This is a genomic window from Aeromonas dhakensis (assembly GCF_000820305.1).
GTDB lineage: Bacteria > Pseudomonadota > Gammaproteobacteria > Enterobacterales > Aeromonadaceae > Aeromonas > Aeromonas dhakensis.
The window spans coordinates 88,431-105,629 of record NZ_CDBH01000061.1 but is presented as its reverse complement, the minus strand read 5'-3'; the positions used below and the strand labels follow the sequence as shown (position 1 = coordinate 105,629).

18 protein-coding genes are annotated in these 17,199 nt (G+C 61.7%); 13 read left to right on the top strand and 5 right to left on the bottom strand.

All coding sequences use genetic code 11. From position 1 onward, the window contains the following. Positions 1-163: 163 nt before the first annotated feature. Positions 164-1,360, top strand: coding sequence for a NupC/NupG family nucleoside CNT transporter (locus BN1143_RS16680; RefSeq protein ID WP_005308649.1), 1,197 nt, complete (start codon positions 164-166; stop codon positions 1,358-1,360). Positions 1,361-1,708: 348 nt separating this feature from the next. Here the strand turns inward: BN1143_RS16680 and BN1143_RS16675 are convergent, their stop codons facing one another. After that, positions 1,709-2,203 (bottom strand): methylated-DNA--[protein]-cysteine S-methyltransferase, encoded by a 495-nt coding sequence (locus BN1143_RS16675; protein ID WP_042051432.1) that lies wholly within the window; start codon positions 2,201-2,203, stop codon positions 1,709-1,711. 23 nt (positions 2,204-2,226) lie between these two features. Further along, a complete protein-coding gene (gene arfB / locus BN1143_RS16670; protein WP_005308653.1) occupies positions 2,227-2,643 on the bottom strand; it encodes an alternative ribosome rescue aminoacyl-tRNA hydrolase ArfB in 417 nt (138 codons plus the stop codon). Positions 2,644-2,844: 201 nt separating this feature from the next. Between arfB and glnK the strand changes: the two genes are divergently transcribed. The 5 genes from glnK to BN1143_RS16645 all read left to right on the top strand — a co-directional run bounded on the left by glnK (position 2,845) and on the right by BN1143_RS16645 (position 8,175). Then, complete coding sequence (gene glnK, locus BN1143_RS16665) at positions 2,845-3,183, top strand: P-II family nitrogen regulator (protein WP_005308655.1); 339 nt, start codon at positions 2,845-2,847, stop codon at positions 3,181-3,183. Between the two features lie 206 nt (positions 3,184-3,389). Beyond that, positions 3,390-4,397 (top strand): Fe(3+) ABC transporter substrate-binding protein, encoded by a 1,008-nt coding sequence (locus tag BN1143_RS16660; RefSeq protein ID WP_017782229.1) that lies wholly within the window; start codon positions 3,390-3,392, stop codon positions 4,395-4,397. A gap of 39 nt (positions 4,398-4,436) precedes the next feature. Next, the gene (locus tag BN1143_RS16655; protein ID WP_042051431.1) at positions 4,437-6,062 is read left to right on the top strand and encodes an ABC transporter permease; all 1,626 of its coding nucleotides are present in this window, start codon (positions 4,437-4,439) and stop codon (positions 6,060-6,062) included. 69 nt (positions 6,063-6,131) lie between these two features. Further along, entirely contained in the window at positions 6,132-7,166 is a 1,035-nt protein-coding gene (locus tag BN1143_RS16650) for an ABC transporter ATP-binding protein (protein ID WP_042051430.1), read from the top strand. 103 nt (positions 7,167-7,269) lie between these two features. Then, entirely contained in the window at positions 7,270-8,175 is a 906-nt protein-coding gene (locus tag BN1143_RS16645; protein WP_024942028.1) for a Dyp-type peroxidase, read from the top strand. 82 nt (positions 8,176-8,257) lie between these two features. On the opposite strand, the gene argR is transcribed toward BN1143_RS16645, so the two are convergent. Beyond that, the gene (gene argR / locus BN1143_RS16640) at positions 8,258-8,728 is read right to left on the bottom strand and encodes a transcriptional regulator ArgR (RefSeq protein ID WP_005308670.1); all 471 of its coding nucleotides are present in this window, start codon (positions 8,726-8,728) and stop codon (positions 8,258-8,260) included. Positions 8,729-8,929: 201 nt separating this feature from the next. Here argR and BN1143_RS16635 point away from each other — a divergent pair, with 201 nt between their 5' ends. The 6 genes from BN1143_RS16635 to BN1143_RS22670 all read left to right on the top strand — a co-directional run bounded on the left by BN1143_RS16635 (position 8,930) and on the right by BN1143_RS22670 (position 13,970). Further along, the gene (locus tag BN1143_RS16635; RefSeq protein ID WP_005308671.1) at positions 8,930-9,670 is read left to right on the top strand and encodes an ATP-binding cassette domain-containing protein; all 741 of its coding nucleotides are present in this window, start codon (positions 8,930-8,932) and stop codon (positions 9,668-9,670) included. Positions 9,671-9,695: 25 nt separating this feature from the next. Next, positions 9,696-10,433: a transporter substrate-binding domain-containing protein gene (locus BN1143_RS16630; protein WP_042051429.1), complete on the top strand. Its 738-nt coding sequence runs from the start codon at positions 9,696-9,698 to the stop codon at positions 10,431-10,433. Between the two features lie 3 nt (positions 10,434-10,436). Continuing rightward, positions 10,437-11,087: an arginine ABC transporter permease ArtQ gene (artQ, locus tag BN1143_RS16625; RefSeq protein WP_017782223.1), complete on the top strand. Its 651-nt coding sequence runs from the start codon at positions 10,437-10,439 to the stop codon at positions 11,085-11,087. A 2-nt stretch (positions 11,088-11,089) separates the two neighbouring features. Next, on the top strand, positions 11,090-11,752 hold the full coding sequence (gene artM / locus BN1143_RS16620; RefSeq protein ID WP_017780274.1) for an arginine ABC transporter permease ArtM: 663 nt from the start codon (positions 11,090-11,092) through the stop codon (positions 11,750-11,752). A gap of 221 nt (positions 11,753-11,973) precedes the next feature. Further along, positions 11,974-12,909, top strand: a complete 936-nt coding sequence (gene mdh, locus BN1143_RS16615) for a malate dehydrogenase (RefSeq protein WP_017780273.1) — start codon at positions 11,974-11,976, stop codon at positions 12,907-12,909. Positions 12,910-13,376: 467 nt separating this feature from the next. Then, the gene (locus BN1143_RS22670) at positions 13,377-13,970 is read left to right on the top strand and encodes a tetratricopeptide repeat protein (RefSeq protein WP_042051428.1); all 594 of its coding nucleotides are present in this window, start codon (positions 13,377-13,379) and stop codon (positions 13,968-13,970) included. 102 nt (positions 13,971-14,072) lie between these two features. Here BN1143_RS22670 and hmpA read toward each other — a convergent pair whose 3' ends face one another. Continuing rightward, a complete protein-coding gene (gene hmpA / locus BN1143_RS16605; protein WP_042051427.1) occupies positions 14,073-15,266 on the bottom strand; it encodes an NO-inducible flavohemoprotein in 1,194 nt (397 codons plus the stop codon). Positions 15,267-15,376: 110 nt separating this feature from the next. On the opposite strand from hmpA, the gene BN1143_RS16600 reads away from it, so the two are divergent. Beyond that, the gene (locus tag BN1143_RS16600; protein WP_005308686.1) at positions 15,377-15,844 is read left to right on the top strand and encodes an Rrf2 family transcriptional regulator; all 468 of its coding nucleotides are present in this window, start codon (positions 15,377-15,379) and stop codon (positions 15,842-15,844) included. 54 nt (positions 15,845-15,898) lie between these two features. On the opposite strand, the gene BN1143_RS16595 is transcribed toward BN1143_RS16600, so the two are convergent. Next, positions 15,899-17,179: an HlyC/CorC family transporter gene (locus BN1143_RS16595; protein WP_005308688.1), complete on the bottom strand. Its 1,281-nt coding sequence runs from the start codon at positions 17,177-17,179 to the stop codon at positions 15,899-15,901. Between the last annotated feature and the right edge of the window lie 20 nt (positions 17,180-17,199).

Below are 17,199 nucleotides of genomic sequence, written 5' to 3'. Positions count from 1 at the left end.
CTGGCTTTCGCTTGATACCAAAATCGAGCCAAATCAGCCAGTTGCCGCAACCGGTATCGTGAAAACGTTTTTGCTAACAGGGCTGTAACCAACTGGACTTGCAGTGGCGAGGCTGGGAGAGCAGAATCCGCGCCCATCTTTTGCCCCACCTGATGGAGTCCCTATGATTGCCCTGCTCGGCATCCTGAGCATCCTGGCCCTGGCCACGCTCTGCTCTGATAATCGTCGTCGTATCCCGTTGCGAACAGTGGGCCTGGCCCTCTGCCTGCAGATCCTCTTCGCCGGCCTGGTGCTCTGGCTGCCCGCCGGTCAGCACGTGCTGAACGGGGTGAGCGAGAGCGTGAGCAGCGTGATCGGTTACGGTCAGGAGGGGATCGCCTTCCTGTTCGGCGATCTGGCCAAGTTCAAGCTGGGCTTCATTTTTGCCTTCAACGTGTTGCCGGTCATCATCTTCTTCTCCGCGGTGATCGCCATCCTCTACCACATCGGCCTGATGCCGAAAGTGATCGCCCTGCTTGGCGGCGGCCTGCAGAAGCTGCTGGGCACCGGCCGCGCCGAGAGCCTCTCTGCAACCGCCAACATCTTCGTCGGCATGGTGGAGGCGCCGCTGGTGGTCAAACCCTATCTCTCCAAGATGTCCGACTCCCAGTTCTTCGCGGTGATGAGCTGCGGCCTAGCCTCCGTGGCGGGCGGTACCCTGGTGGGTTACGCCAGCATCGGGGTCGAGCTGAAATACCTGATCGCGGCGGCCTTCATGTCGGCGCCGGCCGGTCTGGCCATGGCCAAGATCCTGGTGCCGCCTGCCGCCGAAGAAGAGGACCATCATCAGGACGTGGTGATCCCGCGTGCCACCAACGTGATTGAAGCGGCCGCCGATGGTGCCATGTCCGGTCTCAACATCGCGGTCGCCGTGGGGGCCACCCTGCTGGCCTTCGTCGGCGTGATCGCCATGCTCAACGGCCTGCTGGGCTGGGCCGGCGACCTGGTGGGGCTGGAGCTGAGCTTCCAGATCATCCTGGGCTGGCTGTTCGCTCCCGTCTCCTGGCTGATCGGCATCCCCTGGGAGCAGGCTCAGGCCGCCGGCGCCCTGATCGGCACCAAGATAGTGGTGAACGAGTTCGTTGCCTTCATCGCCCTGGTGCAGGACCAGACCCTGAGCGAATCGAGCAAGGCCATCGTCACCTTCGCTCTGTGCGGTTTCGCCAACATCTCCTCCATGGCGATCCTGATTGGCGGCCTGGGTGCCATGGTGCCCGAGCGCAAATCCTTCATCGCCCGTTACGGCATGCGCGCCATCCTGGCGGGGGTGCTGGCGAACCTGATGAGCGCCTCGCTGGCCGGCCTGTTCCTCGCCCTCTGATTGACCCCAGAAGTTAGCACCTTCCGGTCAGAGCCCGCTTCGGCGGGCTTTTTTGCGCCCGTCTGCCGGCAAAAAAAAAGCGCCTCAGGGAGGCGCGGGGGAAAAAGACAGATTGGAAGCGTCACATGGGTGCCACTTGAATGAGGGATGAGCCATGCCATCCAAGTGTGAAGCTATGATGCCTGAGGCTGTCTGAAGCCCTTCTGAGGCGATTCTTCATACTATGTTCATTTTGCTAAACGCAATGCGGGCTGGCTGGTCAGTGGCTCAGGGAGGCAGCGCGACGTCGTCTGCGGTCTGCTGTTCCAGCGCCGGCAACCAGGTTGCTAACGGGATGCCAGCCGCGGCTCAGGGGGTCAGCACAAAATGATCGGCAGTCTGCTGCTCCAGTGCCAGCAGCCAGCGTTTGATGGGGATGCCGCCGGCATAACCGGTCAGCTCGCCGCTGCGGCCGATCACCCGGTGGCAGGGCACTATGATGCTGAGCGGATTGCGGCCGTTGGCGGCACCCACCGCCCGCACCGCCTTGGGATTGCCGATGGCCTGGGCTATCTCGAGGTAGCTGACTGTCTCACCGTAGGGAATGTCGCCCAGGGCGCGCCATACCGATTGCTGAAAAGGGGTGCCCCGGGCGGCGAGCGGCAGATCGAAGCGGCGCAGCCGGCCGGCGAAGTAGGCAGCGAACTGCTCGATGAAAGGGGCGAGCGCCAGGTCGTCCCGCAGCCACTGGTCGGTCGGGGTCACCGGTTGCTCGCCTCGCACGAACTCCACGTAGCGCAGCCCGTCCCGATCGATGGCGATGAGCAGGGGGCCGTGGGCGCTGTCGCAAAAACTGTATTGCATGTTGTCATCCTCGGGTGTCGGGCCTAGTCCACGACCGGCTTGCCGCGGGTCGATTTGATCTCCCCCTTGCGCTTCTTGGCATCGACCCGCTTGCGCTGGGAGCTGCGGGTCGGCTTGGTGGCGTGGCGCGCCTTGGGGCGCCAGGCTGCTTTTTTCAGCAGCTCCACCAGGCGGTTCATCGCCTCCTTGCGATTCATGTCCTGACTGCGATGGGTCTCGACCCGGATCAGGATGAAGCCGTCGTGAACCCGGCTGTCGCTCAGCTTGTCGAGCCCCTCCTTGTAGAGCGGGGTGAGGCTGGGGGAGCTGCGGTAATCGAAGCGCAACCAGACGGCGGAGTCGGTCTTGTTGACGTGCTGGCCGCCGTTGCCCTGTGCCCGCATGGTCTGGAATTGCAGCTCATGCCAGGGCAGGGTGACGCTGTTGGAGATGACTAACATACTGCTGTGCTCTTGTTTGGTGCAGCGGCGCTGGCTGGTTCAGCTTGGTGCCTCATAATGGGGCGAGCTGCGCTCCCTTGGTGATGTCGGGAGAGTCCTGCTCCAGACGTAAATGCTATCTTTTTGAAATTAAACAATAAAAAGACTTGGCACAAGAATTGATTCCCCATTCATGACATACCATGGATTGGGAGCAACCAGATGAAGCTGATTACTGCGATTATCAAACCCTTCAAGTTGGATGACGTGCGCGAGGCCGTCGCCATCTTGGGGGTCGAGGGTCTGACCGTGTCCGAGGTCAAAGGGTTTGGCCGCCAGAAGGGGCACACCGAATTATACCGGGGAGCCGAGTATCAGGTCGACTTCCTGCCCAAGGTCAAGCTGGAGATCGCCACCGCCGATGACAACGTCGAAGGGGTGATCGAGGCGATCTGCAAGGCCGCTTACACCGGCAAGATAGGTGACGGCAAGATCTTCGTCTACGACCTGCTGCAGGCCGTGCGTATTCGGACCGGCGAGAACGACGACGAGGCGCTCTGACGGCCCTGACGGGGCTGGTGGTCGATGGGGTGTCGCTGATTGACTCCATGGTGGGGCTGGATAGGATTCTATCCGGCCCCTTTGTTTGAACGGCGTTTAAATATGTGATCCCGCAACGTCAGGATTTCTTGATCCTGCTGTCGAGCTCAATGCAAAATGCAAACAGCAATGGTTCTCACTCGGTATAGCAACTCAAGGAATGGATGATGAAAATGAAGATGTTGGCACTGGCTTTCTCTGCGTTGGCGGCTCAGTCGGCGTTTGCAGCAGGGGAAGTGAATGTCTACTCCAACCGCCAGGATGAGCTGATCAAGCCCATCATCCAGCAGTTCGAGAAAGAGTCTGGCATCAAGGTCAACGTGGTGTTCGCCAAAGAGGGTCTGAACGAGCGTCTGGAGCGGGAAGGCAAGCTCTCCCCGGCGGATCTGATGCTGACCGTCGACATCAGCCGGCTGACCGACCTGGTGGACAAGGGGCTGGTGCAGCCGGTGGACAGCAAGATCCTGCAGGAGAACATCCCCGCCATCTATCGCGATCCGGACAACCGCTGGTTCGCCCTGACCACCCGCGTGCGCGCCATCTATTCCAGCAAGGATCGCCTCGGCAAGCTGGACACTATCAGCTACGAAGATCTGGCCAAGCCTGAATTCAAAGGAAAAATCTGCACCCGCAGCGGCAAGCATGAGTACAATGTGGCGCTGGTCTCCTCCATGATCGCTCATCACGGCATGGCGGATGCTAAAACCTGGCTGGAAGGGGTCAAGGCCAACCTGGCGCGCAAGCCGCAGGGCAACGACCGGGATCAGGTCAAGGCGATCAAGGATGGTATCTGTGACCTGTCGCTCGGCAACAGCTACTACCTGGGCGCCATGCTGAAGGATCCGGCGCAGAAATCCTGGGCCGATGCCGTCTACATCAACTTCCCGAACCAGGGGGATCGCGGTGCCCACGTCAACGTGAGCGGCGTGGCCATGACCAAATATGCCAAGAACAAGGCCGAGGCCCAGAAGCTGATGGAGTTTCTGGCCGGCGACACCGCCCAGCACATGTATGCGGACGTGAATGCCGAGTATCCGGTCAAGGCCGGGGTCGAGCCTTCCGCCATGGTCAAGTCCTGGGGCAGTTTCAAGTCTGACGCCCTGCCGGTCAGCGATTACGCCAAGCACCGCAAGGACGCCTTGCAGCTGCTGGATGAAGTGAAATTCGACTTGTAATCAGATGGGGCCAACGGCCCCATCAACCTCTGTGGTCTCATGAAAAATTTTGGATGGATTACCGGCAGCTGGGCCAGCGCCCTGCTGCTGGCCTTGCCGGTGCTTGCCCTGGTCTTCTCCGCCTTCTCGGCCGACGGAGATCTGTTTAGCCACCTCGCCGATACCGTACTGTTCGACTATCTGACCAATACCCTGGGGCTGGTGGTTGGTGTTGTGCTGCTCAGCCTGCTGTTCGGCGTGCCGACCGCCTGGCTGGTGGCCATGTGTCAGGTGCCGGGGCGGCGGGCCCTGCAGTGGGCGCTGATGCTGCCCATGGCCATGCCCTCCTACATAGTGGCTTACGTCTACACGGATCTGCTCGACTACTCGGGTCCGCTGCAGGCGGGGCTGCGCCAGCTGTTTGGCTGGAGCAGTCCGGCCGATTACTGGTTTCCGGCCATCCGCTCCCTTGGCGGCGCCGCCTGGGTGCTGGCGCTGGTACTGTTTCCCTACGTCTATCTGCTGACCCGCGCCTCCTTTCTGGAGCAGTCGGTCAGCCTCATTCACTCCAGCCGTCTGCTGGGTTGCAGCCCCTGGCAGAGTTTTCGCCGCCTCAGCCTGCCGCTGGCGCGCCCGGCCATCATGGTGGCGGTATCACTGGTAGCGATGGAGACATTGGCCGACTTTGCCACTGTCCACTTCTTTGCCATCAACACCCTGACCACGGCGGTCTACGACACCTGGCTTGGCTACGGCAGTCTGGCCACCGCCGCCAAGCTCTCCTGCCTGATGCTGCTGGCGGTGGTGCTGCTGATCGCGTTGGAGCGCCGCTCCCGCAGTCGGCAGCAGGTGTTCCAGAAGTCCATGGGCCACGAACAGCCGCTGCGCTACCCGCTCAAGGGTGCGCGGCGCTGGCTGGCCGGTCTCTGGTGCTGGGGGCTGGTGCTGGCCGGCTTCGGCCTGCCGTTCGTCATTTTGCTGGACTACGGGGTGCGCTACTTCGAATTGTCGTGGACGCCGGAGTTTGTCCGCTTCGCCGGCAACAGCTTGGCTATCTCGGCGCTGACCGCCCTGCTGGCCATGGGCATCGCCCTGCTGCTCGGCTTCTGCCGTCGCCTTGATGGCGGGCCCAAGAGCCTGTTGCCCCTGCGCATCGCTGCCATGGGTTACGCCATGCCGGGTACCGTGCTCGCCATCGGGGTGCTGGTGCCGCTCACCGCCCTCGACTTTGCCATCAACGATCTGGCCGAGTGGCTGGGGCGTCAGGGGCCTGGGTTGCTGCTGACCGGCACCCTCACCGCCATCGTGTTCGGCTATCTGGTGCGTTTCGTGGCCATCGCCATCGGCTCGGTGGAGAGCAGCATGGGCAAGATCTCCCCCAGCCTCGACATGGCGGCCCGCTCCCTGGGGCAGGGGGATGGCGCCATGCTGCGGCGGGTGCACCTGCCACTGGTGCGGCGCGGCCTGTTTGCCGGTGCCATGCTGGTGTTCATCGAATCCATGAAGGAGCTGCCTGCCGCCCTGCTGCTGCGGCCGTTCAACTTCGATACCCTGGCTACCCACGTCTACCAGTTCGTGTCGGACGAGATGCTGGAGCGCGGCGCGCTCGGCGCCATCGTCATCGTGCTGGTAGGGCTGTTGCCGCTCATCTGGGTCAACCGCAACCTGGATGGGGCGGGGCACTGAGTCCGCCCACCCTGGAATGTTGTCCGGCCGCCGGTCGGTCTGGTTCAAAAGAATATGAGGAAGTCAGCCTTGTCCTGTTTGCAGGTTGAAAATGTCAGTTGCCGTTACAACGGCCGCAATGTGCTGGAACAGCTCTCCCTGACGGTGGCCGACAACGAGATCGTCTGCCTGCTGGGGGCCAGCGGTTGCGGCAAGACCACGCTGCTCAAGGCCATCGCTGGCCTGCTGCCGCTGGCGGAGGGCACGATTCGCCTCGGCGATACCCTGCTCGACGGGCCGGGTGCCAGCGTGCCGCCCGAGGCGCGCAACATCGGCATGATCTTTCAGGATTACGCCCTCTTCCCCCACCTGACGGTGGCGGACAACGTCGGTTTCGGTCTGACCCGGCTCGATCGCCGTGTCCGCCAGCAACAGGTGGACGAAGCGCTGGCGCTGGTCAATCTGCAGGGGCTGGGGGATCGCTATCCGCACCAGCTCTCCGGCGGCCAGCAGCAGCGGGTGGCCATCGCCCGCGCCCTGGTGTGCAAGCCGCGGCTGATGCTGCTGGACGAGCCCTTCTCCAACATCGACACCCAGGTGCGAATGAAGTTGATCCTTGAGATCCGCGCCCTGCTCAAGCAGCAGGGGATCGGCGCCATCTTCGTCAGCCACAGCAAGGAAGAGGCCTTTGCCTTCGCCGATCGGCTGGCGCTGTTTCGCGCGGGTCACATCGAGCAGGTGGGCCAGCCTGAGCAGCTCTATCGTCGCCCGCAGAATCGCTTCGTGGCGGAGTTTCTCGGCGGGGTCAACTACCTGGCGGCCGAGGTGGTGGACAGCCACTGCGTGCGCACGGCGCTCGGGGTCATCTGCGGCAGCGAGCCTCACGGCCGGGCTGTGGGTGAGTTGCTGCAACTGATGCTCAGGCCCCAGCAGTTGCTGCTGGAGAGCGCCGCGGATGGCGAGCTCAAGGTGGTGGAGCAGCAGTTCTTAGGCCACCACTGCCGGGTGCTGTTCGAGAGCGGCGAGTTGCGGCTGGAGGCGAGCATCGGCGAGCCGCTGGAGGGCGCGCGGGCGCGGGTCAGGGTGACCCCTCACGCCCTGGTGTTGTTTGACCCTTTACCCTGAACGCGTGATATCGTCGTGAAATCAATGAACTGGAACCGCGCTGGTTTATAATCGCGCAACGCCAATTGCCCATATCGCCAATGTCTGTTCAGGGGAGAGATATATGAAAGCCCAAGCCGGGATCTGCGCAGAGCCCAATCTGCACGCCCTCTATCTGATGTTCAACCGCACCGGTGACGCCGCCGAGCTGGTGGCCCGTCTGGCCAGGTTGCCGGCCCTGTGGGAGGCGGTGGCCGCCGATTTCCCCGCTGCCGGCTTCAGCGGTCTGGTGGCCGTCGGTGCCGACGCCTGGGATGGCCTCTATCCTGCCGCCCGTCCACCCCAGTTCCGCGGCTTCATGGCGCAATCCGCCAACGGTCAGGAGGCCCCTAACACCCCGTTCGATCTGTTCGTGCAGTTGCGCGCCGATCGGGTGGATGTGCTGCACCACGCCGGTCAGCGCGTCATGGCTCTGCTGGCCGGGCTGGTGGAGCTGGCGGAAGAGGTGCGCGGTTTTCGCAACCTCGACTGCCGCGATCTGACCGGTTTCGTCGACGGCACCGAGAACCCGCAGGATGAGCACCGCGCCGAAGTGGCGCTGCTGGCCGATGGCGAGTTTGCCGGCGGCTCCTACATCCACGTGCAGCGCTGGGTCCACGCCATGAGCGACTGGGAGAAGCTGGCGCAAAAAGAGCAGGAAGACATCATAGGTCGCACCAAGGTCGACAACATCGAGTACGAGTCGGCTGACAAGCCGCTGACCGCCCACATCAAGCGGGTCAACCTCAAGACGCCGAAAGGGGAGTCCATGGAGATCCTGCGCCAGAGCATGCCATGGGGCACCATGACCGAGCAGGGGCTCTACTTCATCTCCTGCTGTCGCACCCCGCTGCACTTCAACGCCATGCTGGCCAGCATGTACAAGGGGGAGGGCAGTCACTTCGATCACCTGCTGCGCTTCACCAGGGCGGTGACCGGCGCGGCCTTCTTCGCCCCCTCAGAAGATTTTCTGGTAGGGCAGGGCAAATAAGCCCGACCTGCAGATAACAAAAATCCCGGCCTTGGCCGGGATTTTGCGTTCTGGTGCAACAGCCACAGGGCGGTTGCCACCCTTACGGCGTCTGTTCGAACAGCTCGAGGGCGGAGAGATAGAGCTCCTCGATGTCGGTGTCGCTGGTCGGGGTGATGAAGATGGTGTCGTCACCGGCGATGGTGCCGAGGATCCCTTCGGCCTTGCCGAGGGAGTCGAGCAGGCGGGCGATCAGCTGGGCCGCACCCGGGCTAGTGTGGATCACCACCAGAGCGCCGTTGTGGTCGACATCCAGCACCAGATTCTTGAGCGGGCTGGAGGTGGTGGGCACGCCCAGTTCCACCGGCAGGCAGTAGACCATCTCCATCTTGGCATTGCGGGTGCGAACGGCGCCGAAGCGGCTCAACATGCGCGATACCTTGGACTGGTTGATGTTTTCGAAGCCCATCTCTTGCAGGGCAGTTACTATCTCTGCCTGGGAGCCAAATCGTTCTTCTTTCAGCAAGGCTTTAAAGGCCTTGGCCAGTTTTTCTTGCTTGTCGTTATGCTTCATCTTGGACTCACGAATGAGGAGGTTTGGCTGCCTGTCACGCTCAGGCGGCAGATATGAACAGCGTGCCCATTTTGCATTCATATGCCTATTTTTGCAAGGAAGCGGCGCTTGTTCTGCATATTGATTCAAATATAGCTTGCATCCACCCATGCCAGCGTTAGAATCAGGACGAAATTTTGAAAACTTATTCAATTGGGCTGTATGGGTATTGAATTAATCGGTATCGAAAAATCCTGGCACAAGGTGCCGGTACTGCAACAGGTCAGCTTTCGGACCGCGCCCGGTGAAACCCTGGTGCTGCTGGGTCCGAGCGGTGCCGGCAAGAGCTCTCTGCTGCGCATGATGAACCTGCTGGACACCCCGGATGCCGGTGTCCTGCGCATCGGTGAAAGTGAATTTTCTTTCCCCTCCAGCCTCTCCACCGCCGAGTTCAACCGCCAGACCCAGGCGCTGCGCCGCAAGGTGGGCATGGTGTTCCAGCAGTACAACCTGTGGCCCCATCTCACCGTGATGGAGAACCTCATCGAGGCGCCGGTCAAGCTGCTCGGCATGAGCAAGGCGGCGGCCATGGAGAAGGGGGGCTATCTGCTGGCCCAGCTGCAACTGGCCGACAAGCGCGACGCCTGGCCGGCGCGGCTGTCTGGCGGTCAGCAGCAGCGGGTGGCCATCGCCCGTACCCTGATGATGGACCCCCAGGTGCTGCTGTTTGACGAGCCGACCGCCGCCCTCGACCCCGAGATCACCAAGGAAGTGGCGGAGATCATCCGCAACCTTGGCCAGACCGGCATCACCCAGGTGGTGGTGACTCACGAGGTGGAGTTCGCCCGCAAGGTGGCCAGCCAGGTGATCTATCTGGAGAAGGGGCGGATCATCGAAGCGGGCTCCGCCGCCATTTTCCAAGCCCCGCAAACCAGCCGGTTTGCCGAATTCTTGATGCATTGATATTCAAATCGATAAGGAAGCTGTCATGAAAAAGAGTCTGTTGCTGATCGCGGCCATGGGCCTGCTGAGCACCCAGGTGCTGGCGAAAGAGATCAAGTTCGCCACCGAGGCCACCTACGCACCGTTCGAATACCTGGACGACAAGAACGAGTTCCAGGGGTTTGACATCGACCTGGCCCGCGCCATCTGTGAACAGGCCAAGCTGGAGTGCAGCTTCCACAACCAGGCTTTTGACAGCCTGATCCCCAGCCTGAAATTCCGTCGCTACGACGCCGCCATCGCCGCCATGGACGTGACCCCGGAGCGGGCCGCCCAGGTCGACTTCTCCGACATCTATTATCAGAACTCCGCCGTGTTCGTGACCAAGAAGGGTGACTTCAAGGGGCCGGAAGATCTGGTGGACAAGACTGTCGGCGTGCAGAACGGCAGCTCCCACCAGTCCTATCTGGTGGACAACTGGGTGAGCAAGGGGCTGCTGACCGTGCCCTACGCCAGCTACCAGAGTGCCTTCCTCGACATGATGAACGGCCGTACCGACGGCGTGTTTGCCGATACCGCGGTCGCCGCCGACTGGCTCAAGCAGCACAAGGAGTATGCCGTGATCGGCACGCCGGTGACTGACGCCAAGTACTTCGGTACCGGTTTTGGCATCGCGGTGGCCAAGGGCAATCAGGAACTGCTGACCCAGCTGAACAAGGGGCTGGCCGACATCAAGGCCAACGGCACCTATCAGAAGATCTACGACAAATATTTCGCGCACTAAGCCATGTTGAGCCTGTTGTTGGATGCAGCCTGGATGACCCTCGGGCTGGCCCTGGCCTCCCTGGTAGGGGGCATGGTGCTGGCGCTGGCGTTCAGCGCCGCCGAGCTGAGCAAGCAGCGCGCTCTGGTGTGGCCGGTGGCCACCCTCACCACGCTTATTCGCGGGTTGCCCGAGTTGCTGGTGGTGCTGTTCATCTACTTCGGCTCTACCCAGGTGCTGTTCCTCATCACCGGCGAGTACGTGGAGTTCAGCCCGTTCGCCTGCGGCGTGCTGGCGCTCTCCCTGCTGTTCGCCAGCTACGCCACCCAGACCCTGCGGGCCGCCCTCAATGCGGTGCCTGCCGGGCAGCGGCTGGCGGCGCTGGCGCTCGGCCTTGGCAAGCGTCACATCTTCTTTCGCATCGTGCTGCCCCAGGCCTGGCGTCACGCCCTGCCGGGGCTAGGCAACCAGTGGCTGGTGTTGCTCAAAGACACCGCACTGGTGTCGCTTATCGGGGTGAACGAGATGATGCGCCAGGCCCAGATGGCCTCGGCCAGTACCTATCAACCCTTCACTTGGTATGCCGCTGCCGCCCTCATCTACCTGGCCATCAGCCTGGTGAGTGAGTTCGGCTTGAAGCAGGCTGCCCGTTACACCCGCCGTTACGGAGGCTGATCATGCAGGATTACCTGATGACCCTGCTGGGTGGCCTGGCGATTACCCTGCAACTGACCGCCGGCAGTCTGCTGCTGGGCGTGCTGATGGCGGCGGCCATGACCTGGGTGCTGGAGCGCCGCATCCCGGTGGCGACCCAGCTGGTGCAGCTGTGGGTGCTGGTCTTCACCGGCACGCCGCTGCTGATCCAGATCTTCCTCATCTACTACGGGCCGGGCCAGTTTGCCTGGCTCAAGGAGGGGCCGCTCTGGCCGCTGCTCAAGCAGCCCTGGTTCTGCGCCGTGCTGGCGCTCGGTTTCAATACCGCCGCCTACTCCACCCGGCTGTTCAAGGGGGCGCTCGATGCCATCCCGGCCGGCGAGGTAGAGGCCTGCCGTGCGCTCGGCTTCTCCGCCGGCCAGACCCTGTGGATGAAGGTGCGTCATGCCGCCCGGCGACTGGTGCCCGCTTACTCCAACGAGGTGATCCTGGTACTCAAGGGGAGTTCGCTCGCCAGTACCATCACCATCATGGATGTGATGGGGCTGGCCCAGCGCCTCAATGCCCAGACCTATGACACCCTGGCGGTGTTCACCGTGGCCGGTGCCCTCTACCTGACCATGAACGGATTGTTAACAATTGGTTTTCGTTGGTGTGAACGCAGGGCGTTGGCCTTCCAGGGCTGAAATCGGCAGATCTACCTATTAATGGTGAGGGGGAGTGCAGGAAATCTGTGCTTCCCCTCCAATTTTTTGCATTTCCCCCCATTTTTATTCGCCGCCTGTTTATTGGCTCACAGAACCTGTGATTACAACTGTTATCAGATTGTTTTTTAGGGGGGGATCCTTTAAGGTTGGGCGCACAACAAGAAACAACCTTAAACCTACGCTTAAACATGGAGTTGATCATGAAAGTTGCCGTTCTGGGTGCCGCCGGTGGCATCGGCCAAGCCCTCGCTCTGCTGTTGAAAAACCGTCTGCCTGCTGGTTCCGAATTGAGCCTGTATGACATCGCTCCGGTGACCCCGGGCGTGGCGGTCGATCTGAGCCATATCCCGACTGACGTGAAAGTAAAAGGTTTCTGCGGTGAAGATCCGAGCCCGGCTCTGGTCGGCGCCGATGTCGTGCTGATCTCCGCCGGCGTGGCGCGCAAGCCCGGCATGGATCGTTCCGACCTGTTCAACATCAACGCCGGCATCGTCAAGAATCTGGTGGAAAAGTGCGCCGCCTCCTGCCCGAAAGCGCTGATCGGCATCATCACCAACCCGGTCAACACCACGGTCGCCATCGCTGCCGAAGTGCTGAAGAAGGCCGGTGTCTATGACAAGCGTCGCCTGTTCGGCGTCACCACCTTGGACGTGATCCGTGCCGAGACCTTCGTGGCCGACGCCAAGGGTCTGAACGTCGACAAGGTGCGCGTCAACGTGATCGGTGGCCACAGTGGCGTGACCATTCTGCCGCTGCTCTCCCAGATCGAAGGTGCCAGCTTCACCGCCGACGAAGTGGCCGCCATGACCAAGCGTATCCAGAACGCCGGTACCGAAGTGGTGGAAGCCAAGGCCGGTGGCGGTTCCGCCACTCTCTCCATGGGTCAGGCGGCCTGCCGTTTCGGTCTGTCGCTGATCAAGGGTCTGCAGGGTGAAGCCAACGTCATCGAGTGCGCCTACGTGGAAGGCGACGGCAAGCACGCCACTTTCTTCGCGCAGCCCATCCTGCTTGGCAAGAACGGCGTCGAAACCGTGCTGGACTACGGCAAGCTGAGCGCCTTCGAACAAGAGGCGATGGATGGCATGCTGGCCACCCTGAAAGCCGATATCCAGCTGGGTGTCGACTTCGTCAAGTAAGGCGTCCGGATGGACAGCAAGGGGAGCTTCGGCTCCCCTTTGTCGTTATGGGCAGGCGGTGCCGGACTAAGGGGATGCCGCCGGCTGCCGATAACAGGGTGCTGCAGGAGATCCTTATGATGAAACCCATTACCCTTGTCGGCCTGCTCTGTTTGCTGACGCCCCCATTGCTGACGGGCCAGGCGCAGGGGGCCGAGCCTTCCACCTCTGCCGCCGCCGCGACGAGCGGGGCCACGCCGGCGACCACTGCGCCGGCGCAGCCGGAGGTTGCCGCCCAGCCCTCTGCGGCTGCCCCGTCCTCTGCTGCGGCTCCCGCACCGGCTGCCGTGCCAACCACGGCAACGCCAGCCGCCAACCCCTCTGCACCGGTTGCGGCAGCGAGTGCAACACCCGCCGCTGCGCCAGCGGCAGCCCCCATTCCCGCGCCTGTCGCTGCAGAGGGCGACCGTTCGCCGAACAATCGTCCCATGACCAGCACCCCGGCCAGCGGTCTGACCGTGGACAGCGGCGCGCTGCAGGCGGTGCCGCTCTATCGCCAGGACGAGCTGCTCAACTGGATTGAGCAGGGCCGCCACCTGCAGCAGGTCAAGCAGGACAGGTGCCAGCTCACCCAGGATATCGAGGTGCGGGCCGAGGTGATGAAGATCCCCTCTTATCAGTTTCTGTGGGGGGACATGCTGGCCTGGGGGGTCTGCATCAAGCCCAATGCGGAGCTGGGGGTGAAATTCATGTGGGATGCGGCCAACCAGGGGCTGGCGCCGGCGCTGGAGCAGCTGGGTCGCTACTACTGGAAGGGCACCCTGGTGCAAAAGGACCTGCTCAAGGCCGAGACCCTGATGCGGGAGGCCGCCAGTCTGGGCTTCCAGCGGGCGCAGATCGAGTGGGTGGAGATGCTGTTGCAGGGGATGGGTAGCCCGCTCGACTACGAGGAGGCGTATCACTGGCTGCACGGCGCCGTCATCGGTGACAAGACCACCCACCAGAAGGCGGCGAGCCTGCTCAGCCGGCTCGGCAATCGCATGCCCGCCAATGCCATCGCCCGTGCCAAGGCGATGCACTGATCCCAAAAAATGACCCACGGATCTGCATCCGTGGGTCGGGAGGGGCCAGCCGCCGTGCCGTGACAGGCTGGCCCCTCATCAAGTTATAGGGATCCGCCCGCCTTACAGATCTTGGTGGGGACCAAAAACTTCGTAATGGAGCTGGCCGGCCGGAATACCCGCCGCGACCAGCTGCTGCTTGACGGCCTGCATGAAGCCAAGAGGGCCACAGAAGTAGTAGTGGGCCTGCGGCGTGATGCGCTCCTTCACTGCACTCAGATCCATGGTGCCGGCATGATGGTAGTCTTCGCCCTGCACGTCACTGGCCTGTGGCTCCCGATACCAGACCCGGCTCAGCAGGTTGGCGTGCTGGCGGGATTTTTGCTGAATATCCTCCCTGAAGGCATGCACGGCGCCCTGTTCGCAGGCGTGCAGCCAGGTGATGTCGGCCTGATGGCTGTTCGCCAGCAACTGGTTAAGCATGCTCATCATCGGCGTGACACCCACACCGGCCGAGAGCAGTACCACCGGGGTATGGCCATCGGCTTTCAGGTAGAAATCGCCGGTGGGCGGCATCAGCTCCACTTGATCGCCCTCTTGCAGATGATCGTGCAGCAGGTTGGAGACCTGGCCCTGCGGCTCGCGCTTGACGCTGATGCGGTAGTGCTGGCCGTTGGGGGCATCGGAGAGGGAGTACTGGCGGATCTCCTGATACTCGAGCTCGGGATGGACCAGCTTGATGCTGAGGTACTGGCCCGGCTTGAAGTCCAGCACAGGCTTGCCATCCACCGGTACCAGCAGGAAGGAGGTGATGAGCTCGCTCTCGACCCGCTTCTCCTTGATCAGGAAGGGGCGGGGGCCTTGCCAGCCACCGATCTCGTTCGCCTTCTCCTGATAAATCTCGCTCTCGCGGCCGATGAAGATGCTGGCGAGCACGCCGTAAGCCTTGCCCCAGGCATCCAGCACCTCGTCGGTGACCGCACTTCCGCCCAATTCTTTGAGCGTGGCCAAGAGATGACTACCTACAATGTGATATTGTTCTGGCTGGATCAGGAAACCTGTGTGCTTGTGGGCGATGCGTTCCACGGCACCGGCCAGTGCCCCCAGGTTGTCGATGTTCTTGGCGTAGGCCGCCACCGCATTGAACAGCGCCAACGGCTGACCGCCGCTGCGCTGGTGCGCCAGGTTGAAAATGTCCTTCAGCTCCGGGTTATGGCTGAACATGCGTTGGTAGAAATGCTGGGTGAGCGCGGGGCCCGCTGATTCGAGCAAAGGGATGGTGCTTTTGATGACGGCGATGGTGGCTTGGTCTAACATAGGGGTTCCTTGCTAATTGAACATCTAGAATGTCACTTAATAAGCTGCATCCTAGATGTTTATTTGATCTGAATCAATAATCAATTTCCGCGTGATGCGACACAGGCACTATGAGACTAACTAGCTATACCGATTTTGGATTGAGAGCCCTGCTCTATCTGGCGACCCTGCCGGAGGGCGAATTGTCTAGCGTGGCCAAGGTCTCCGCCTTGTATGACGTCTCCCGCAACCACATGGTGAAGGTGGTGAACCAGCTGGTGAAACTGGGCTACCTGCAGTCCCAGCGCGGCAAGAATGGCGGTATTCGCATGGCCTGCGCGCCGGAGAGCATCAACATCGGCCAGGTGATCCGGGCGCTGGAAGGGAACCTGGACGGCATCGACTGCAACTCGCCGGCCTGCCACATCGTCTCTGTCTGTCTGCTGAAGAGTGCCCTGAAAGAGGCGATGAATGCGTTTCTGGCGGTGATGGACAGCTACACGCTGCAGGATCTGCTGGCCAATCGCGACGAGCTGCAACAGGTCTTCGGCGAGTTGATCCCGACCCTGGTGCTGGAGCCTGGCGACGAAGATGAGTGAGCCGATCGCCGGCCAATGACGCAATAGAAAAAGGCTGCCATCGGCAGCCTTTTTTCAATCTTCCAGTCCCGACTCGTTTCGGTACAACGCCGGCATGATCCGCGCCATCTTCACCATGTTGTTCTCCACTTCCAGGATCTCGATGGGGTAGCCGGCCAGCCGCAGGCTGATGTTGGGCTGGGGGATCTCCTCCAGATATTCGAGGATGACGCCGTTGAGGGTACGGGGCCCGTCGATGGGCAGTTGCCAGTTCATCTCCTTGTTGAGCTCGCGGATGCTGGCCGAGCCCTCCACCAGGAAGGAGCCATCCGGCTGGGGATGGATCTCGTCGCTGGGCGCCGGGGTCATGGAGGTGGTGAAGTCGCCCACTATCTCTTCCAGGATGTCGTCCAGAGTGATCAGCCCCTGAATGTCGCCATACTCGTCGACGATGAGACCAATCCGCTCCTTGTTGCGCTGGAACTTGGCCAGTTGCACGTTGAGGGGCGTCCCTTCCGGAATGAAGTAAATTTCGTCCACTTCCCGCAGCAGGCTCGACTTGTTGAACTGATCCTTGGCCATCAGCCGCAGCGCGTCGCGGGCGTGCAGAAAACCCACCACGTCGTCGATGTTGTCGCGATAGAGCAGGATCTTGGTGTGGGCGCAGTGGGCCAGCTGACGCAGTATGGTCTTCCAGTCATCGTTGATGTCGATGGCGTAGATCTCGCTGCGCGGCACCATGATGTGCTCAACCGTCATCTTGTCCAGATCCAGGATGCTGAGCAGCATCTCCTGATGGCGCTGGGGGATCAGACTGCCCGCCTCGTTGACGATGGTGCGCAGCTCCTCGGTATTGAGGGAGTCATCCTTGTTCGGATTGATCTTCAGCAGCTTGAGCAGGCCGCTGGTGATGCCATTGATCATCCAGACGAAGGGGGCAAGCGGCACCATCAGCCCCTTGAGCACCCAGGAGGCGGGATAGGCGACTTTCTCCGGGAACATGGCCGCCAGGGTCTTTGGAGTCACTTCGCCAAACACCAGCACGATCAGGGTCAGGCCGAAAGTGGCGATGGCCACACCCAGATCCCCGAACAGACGAATACAGACGATGGTGGCGATGGCTGACGCCAGGATGTTGACCAGGTTGTTTCCGATCAGGATCAGCCCCAGCAGGCGGTCTGGTCGGGAGAGCAGTTTCTCCACCCGACGGGCAGCCTTGTGCTTGGTCTGGGCCAGATGCCGCAGCTTGTAGCGGTTGAGCGACATCATGCCGGTTTCAGAACTTGAGAAGAAGGCAGACATGAGGATCAAGATAACGAGAACAATCAGCAATGTACTCGTTGAGATACTGTCCAAGAAGGGCTCCTGTGGGACTG

Excerpts from the sequence above, each read along its gene's own strand:
- BN1143_RS16675 (WP_042051432.1), bottom strand. The coding sequence starts at position 2,203 with ATGCAATACAGTTTTTGCGACAGCGCCCACGGCCCCCTGCTCATCGCC.
- artM (WP_017780274.1), top strand. The coding sequence starts at position 11,090 with ATGCAGGATTACCTGATGACCCTGCTGGGTGGCCTGGCGATTACCCTG.
- BN1143_RS16600 (WP_005308686.1), top strand. The coding sequence starts at position 15,377 with ATGAGACTAACTAGCTATACCGATTTTGGATTGAGAGCCCTGCTCTAT.
- glnK (WP_005308655.1), top strand. The coding sequence starts at position 2,845 with ATGAAGCTGATTACTGCGATTATCAAACCCTTCAAGTTGGATGACGTG.
- arfB (WP_005308653.1), bottom strand. The coding sequence starts at position 2,643 with ATGTTAGTCATCTCCAACAGCGTCACCCTGCCCTGGCATGAGCTGCAA.
- artQ (WP_017782223.1), top strand. The coding sequence starts at position 10,437 with ATGTTGAGCCTGTTGTTGGATGCAGCCTGGATGACCCTCGGGCTGGCC.
- BN1143_RS16630 (WP_042051429.1), top strand. The coding sequence starts at position 9,696 with ATGAAAAAGAGTCTGTTGCTGATCGCGGCCATGGGCCTGCTGAGCACC.
- BN1143_RS16660 (WP_017782229.1), top strand. The coding sequence starts at position 3,390 with ATGAAAATGAAGATGTTGGCACTGGCTTTCTCTGCGTTGGCGGCTCAG.
- argR (WP_005308670.1), bottom strand. The coding sequence starts at position 8,728 with ATGAAGCATAACGACAAGCAAGAAAAACTGGCCAAGGCCTTTAAAGCC.
- BN1143_RS16635 (WP_005308671.1), top strand. The coding sequence starts at position 8,930 with ATGGGTATTGAATTAATCGGTATCGAAAAATCCTGGCACAAGGTGCCG.
- BN1143_RS16645 (WP_024942028.1), top strand. The coding sequence starts at position 7,270 with ATGAAAGCCCAAGCCGGGATCTGCGCAGAGCCCAATCTGCACGCCCTC.
- BN1143_RS16655 (WP_042051431.1), top strand. The coding sequence starts at position 4,437 with ATGAAAAATTTTGGATGGATTACCGGCAGCTGGGCCAGCGCCCTGCTG.
- BN1143_RS16680 (WP_005308649.1), top strand. The coding sequence starts at position 164 with ATGATTGCCCTGCTCGGCATCCTGAGCATCCTGGCCCTGGCCACGCTC.
- BN1143_RS22670 (WP_042051428.1), top strand. The coding sequence starts at position 13,377 with ATGACCAGCACCCCGGCCAGCGGTCTGACCGTGGACAGCGGCGCGCTG.
- mdh (WP_017780273.1), top strand. The coding sequence starts at position 11,974 with ATGAAAGTTGCCGTTCTGGGTGCCGCCGGTGGCATCGGCCAAGCCCTC.
- hmpA (WP_042051427.1), bottom strand. The coding sequence starts at position 15,266 with ATGTTAGACCAAGCCACCATCGCCGTCATCAAAAGCACCATCCCTTTG.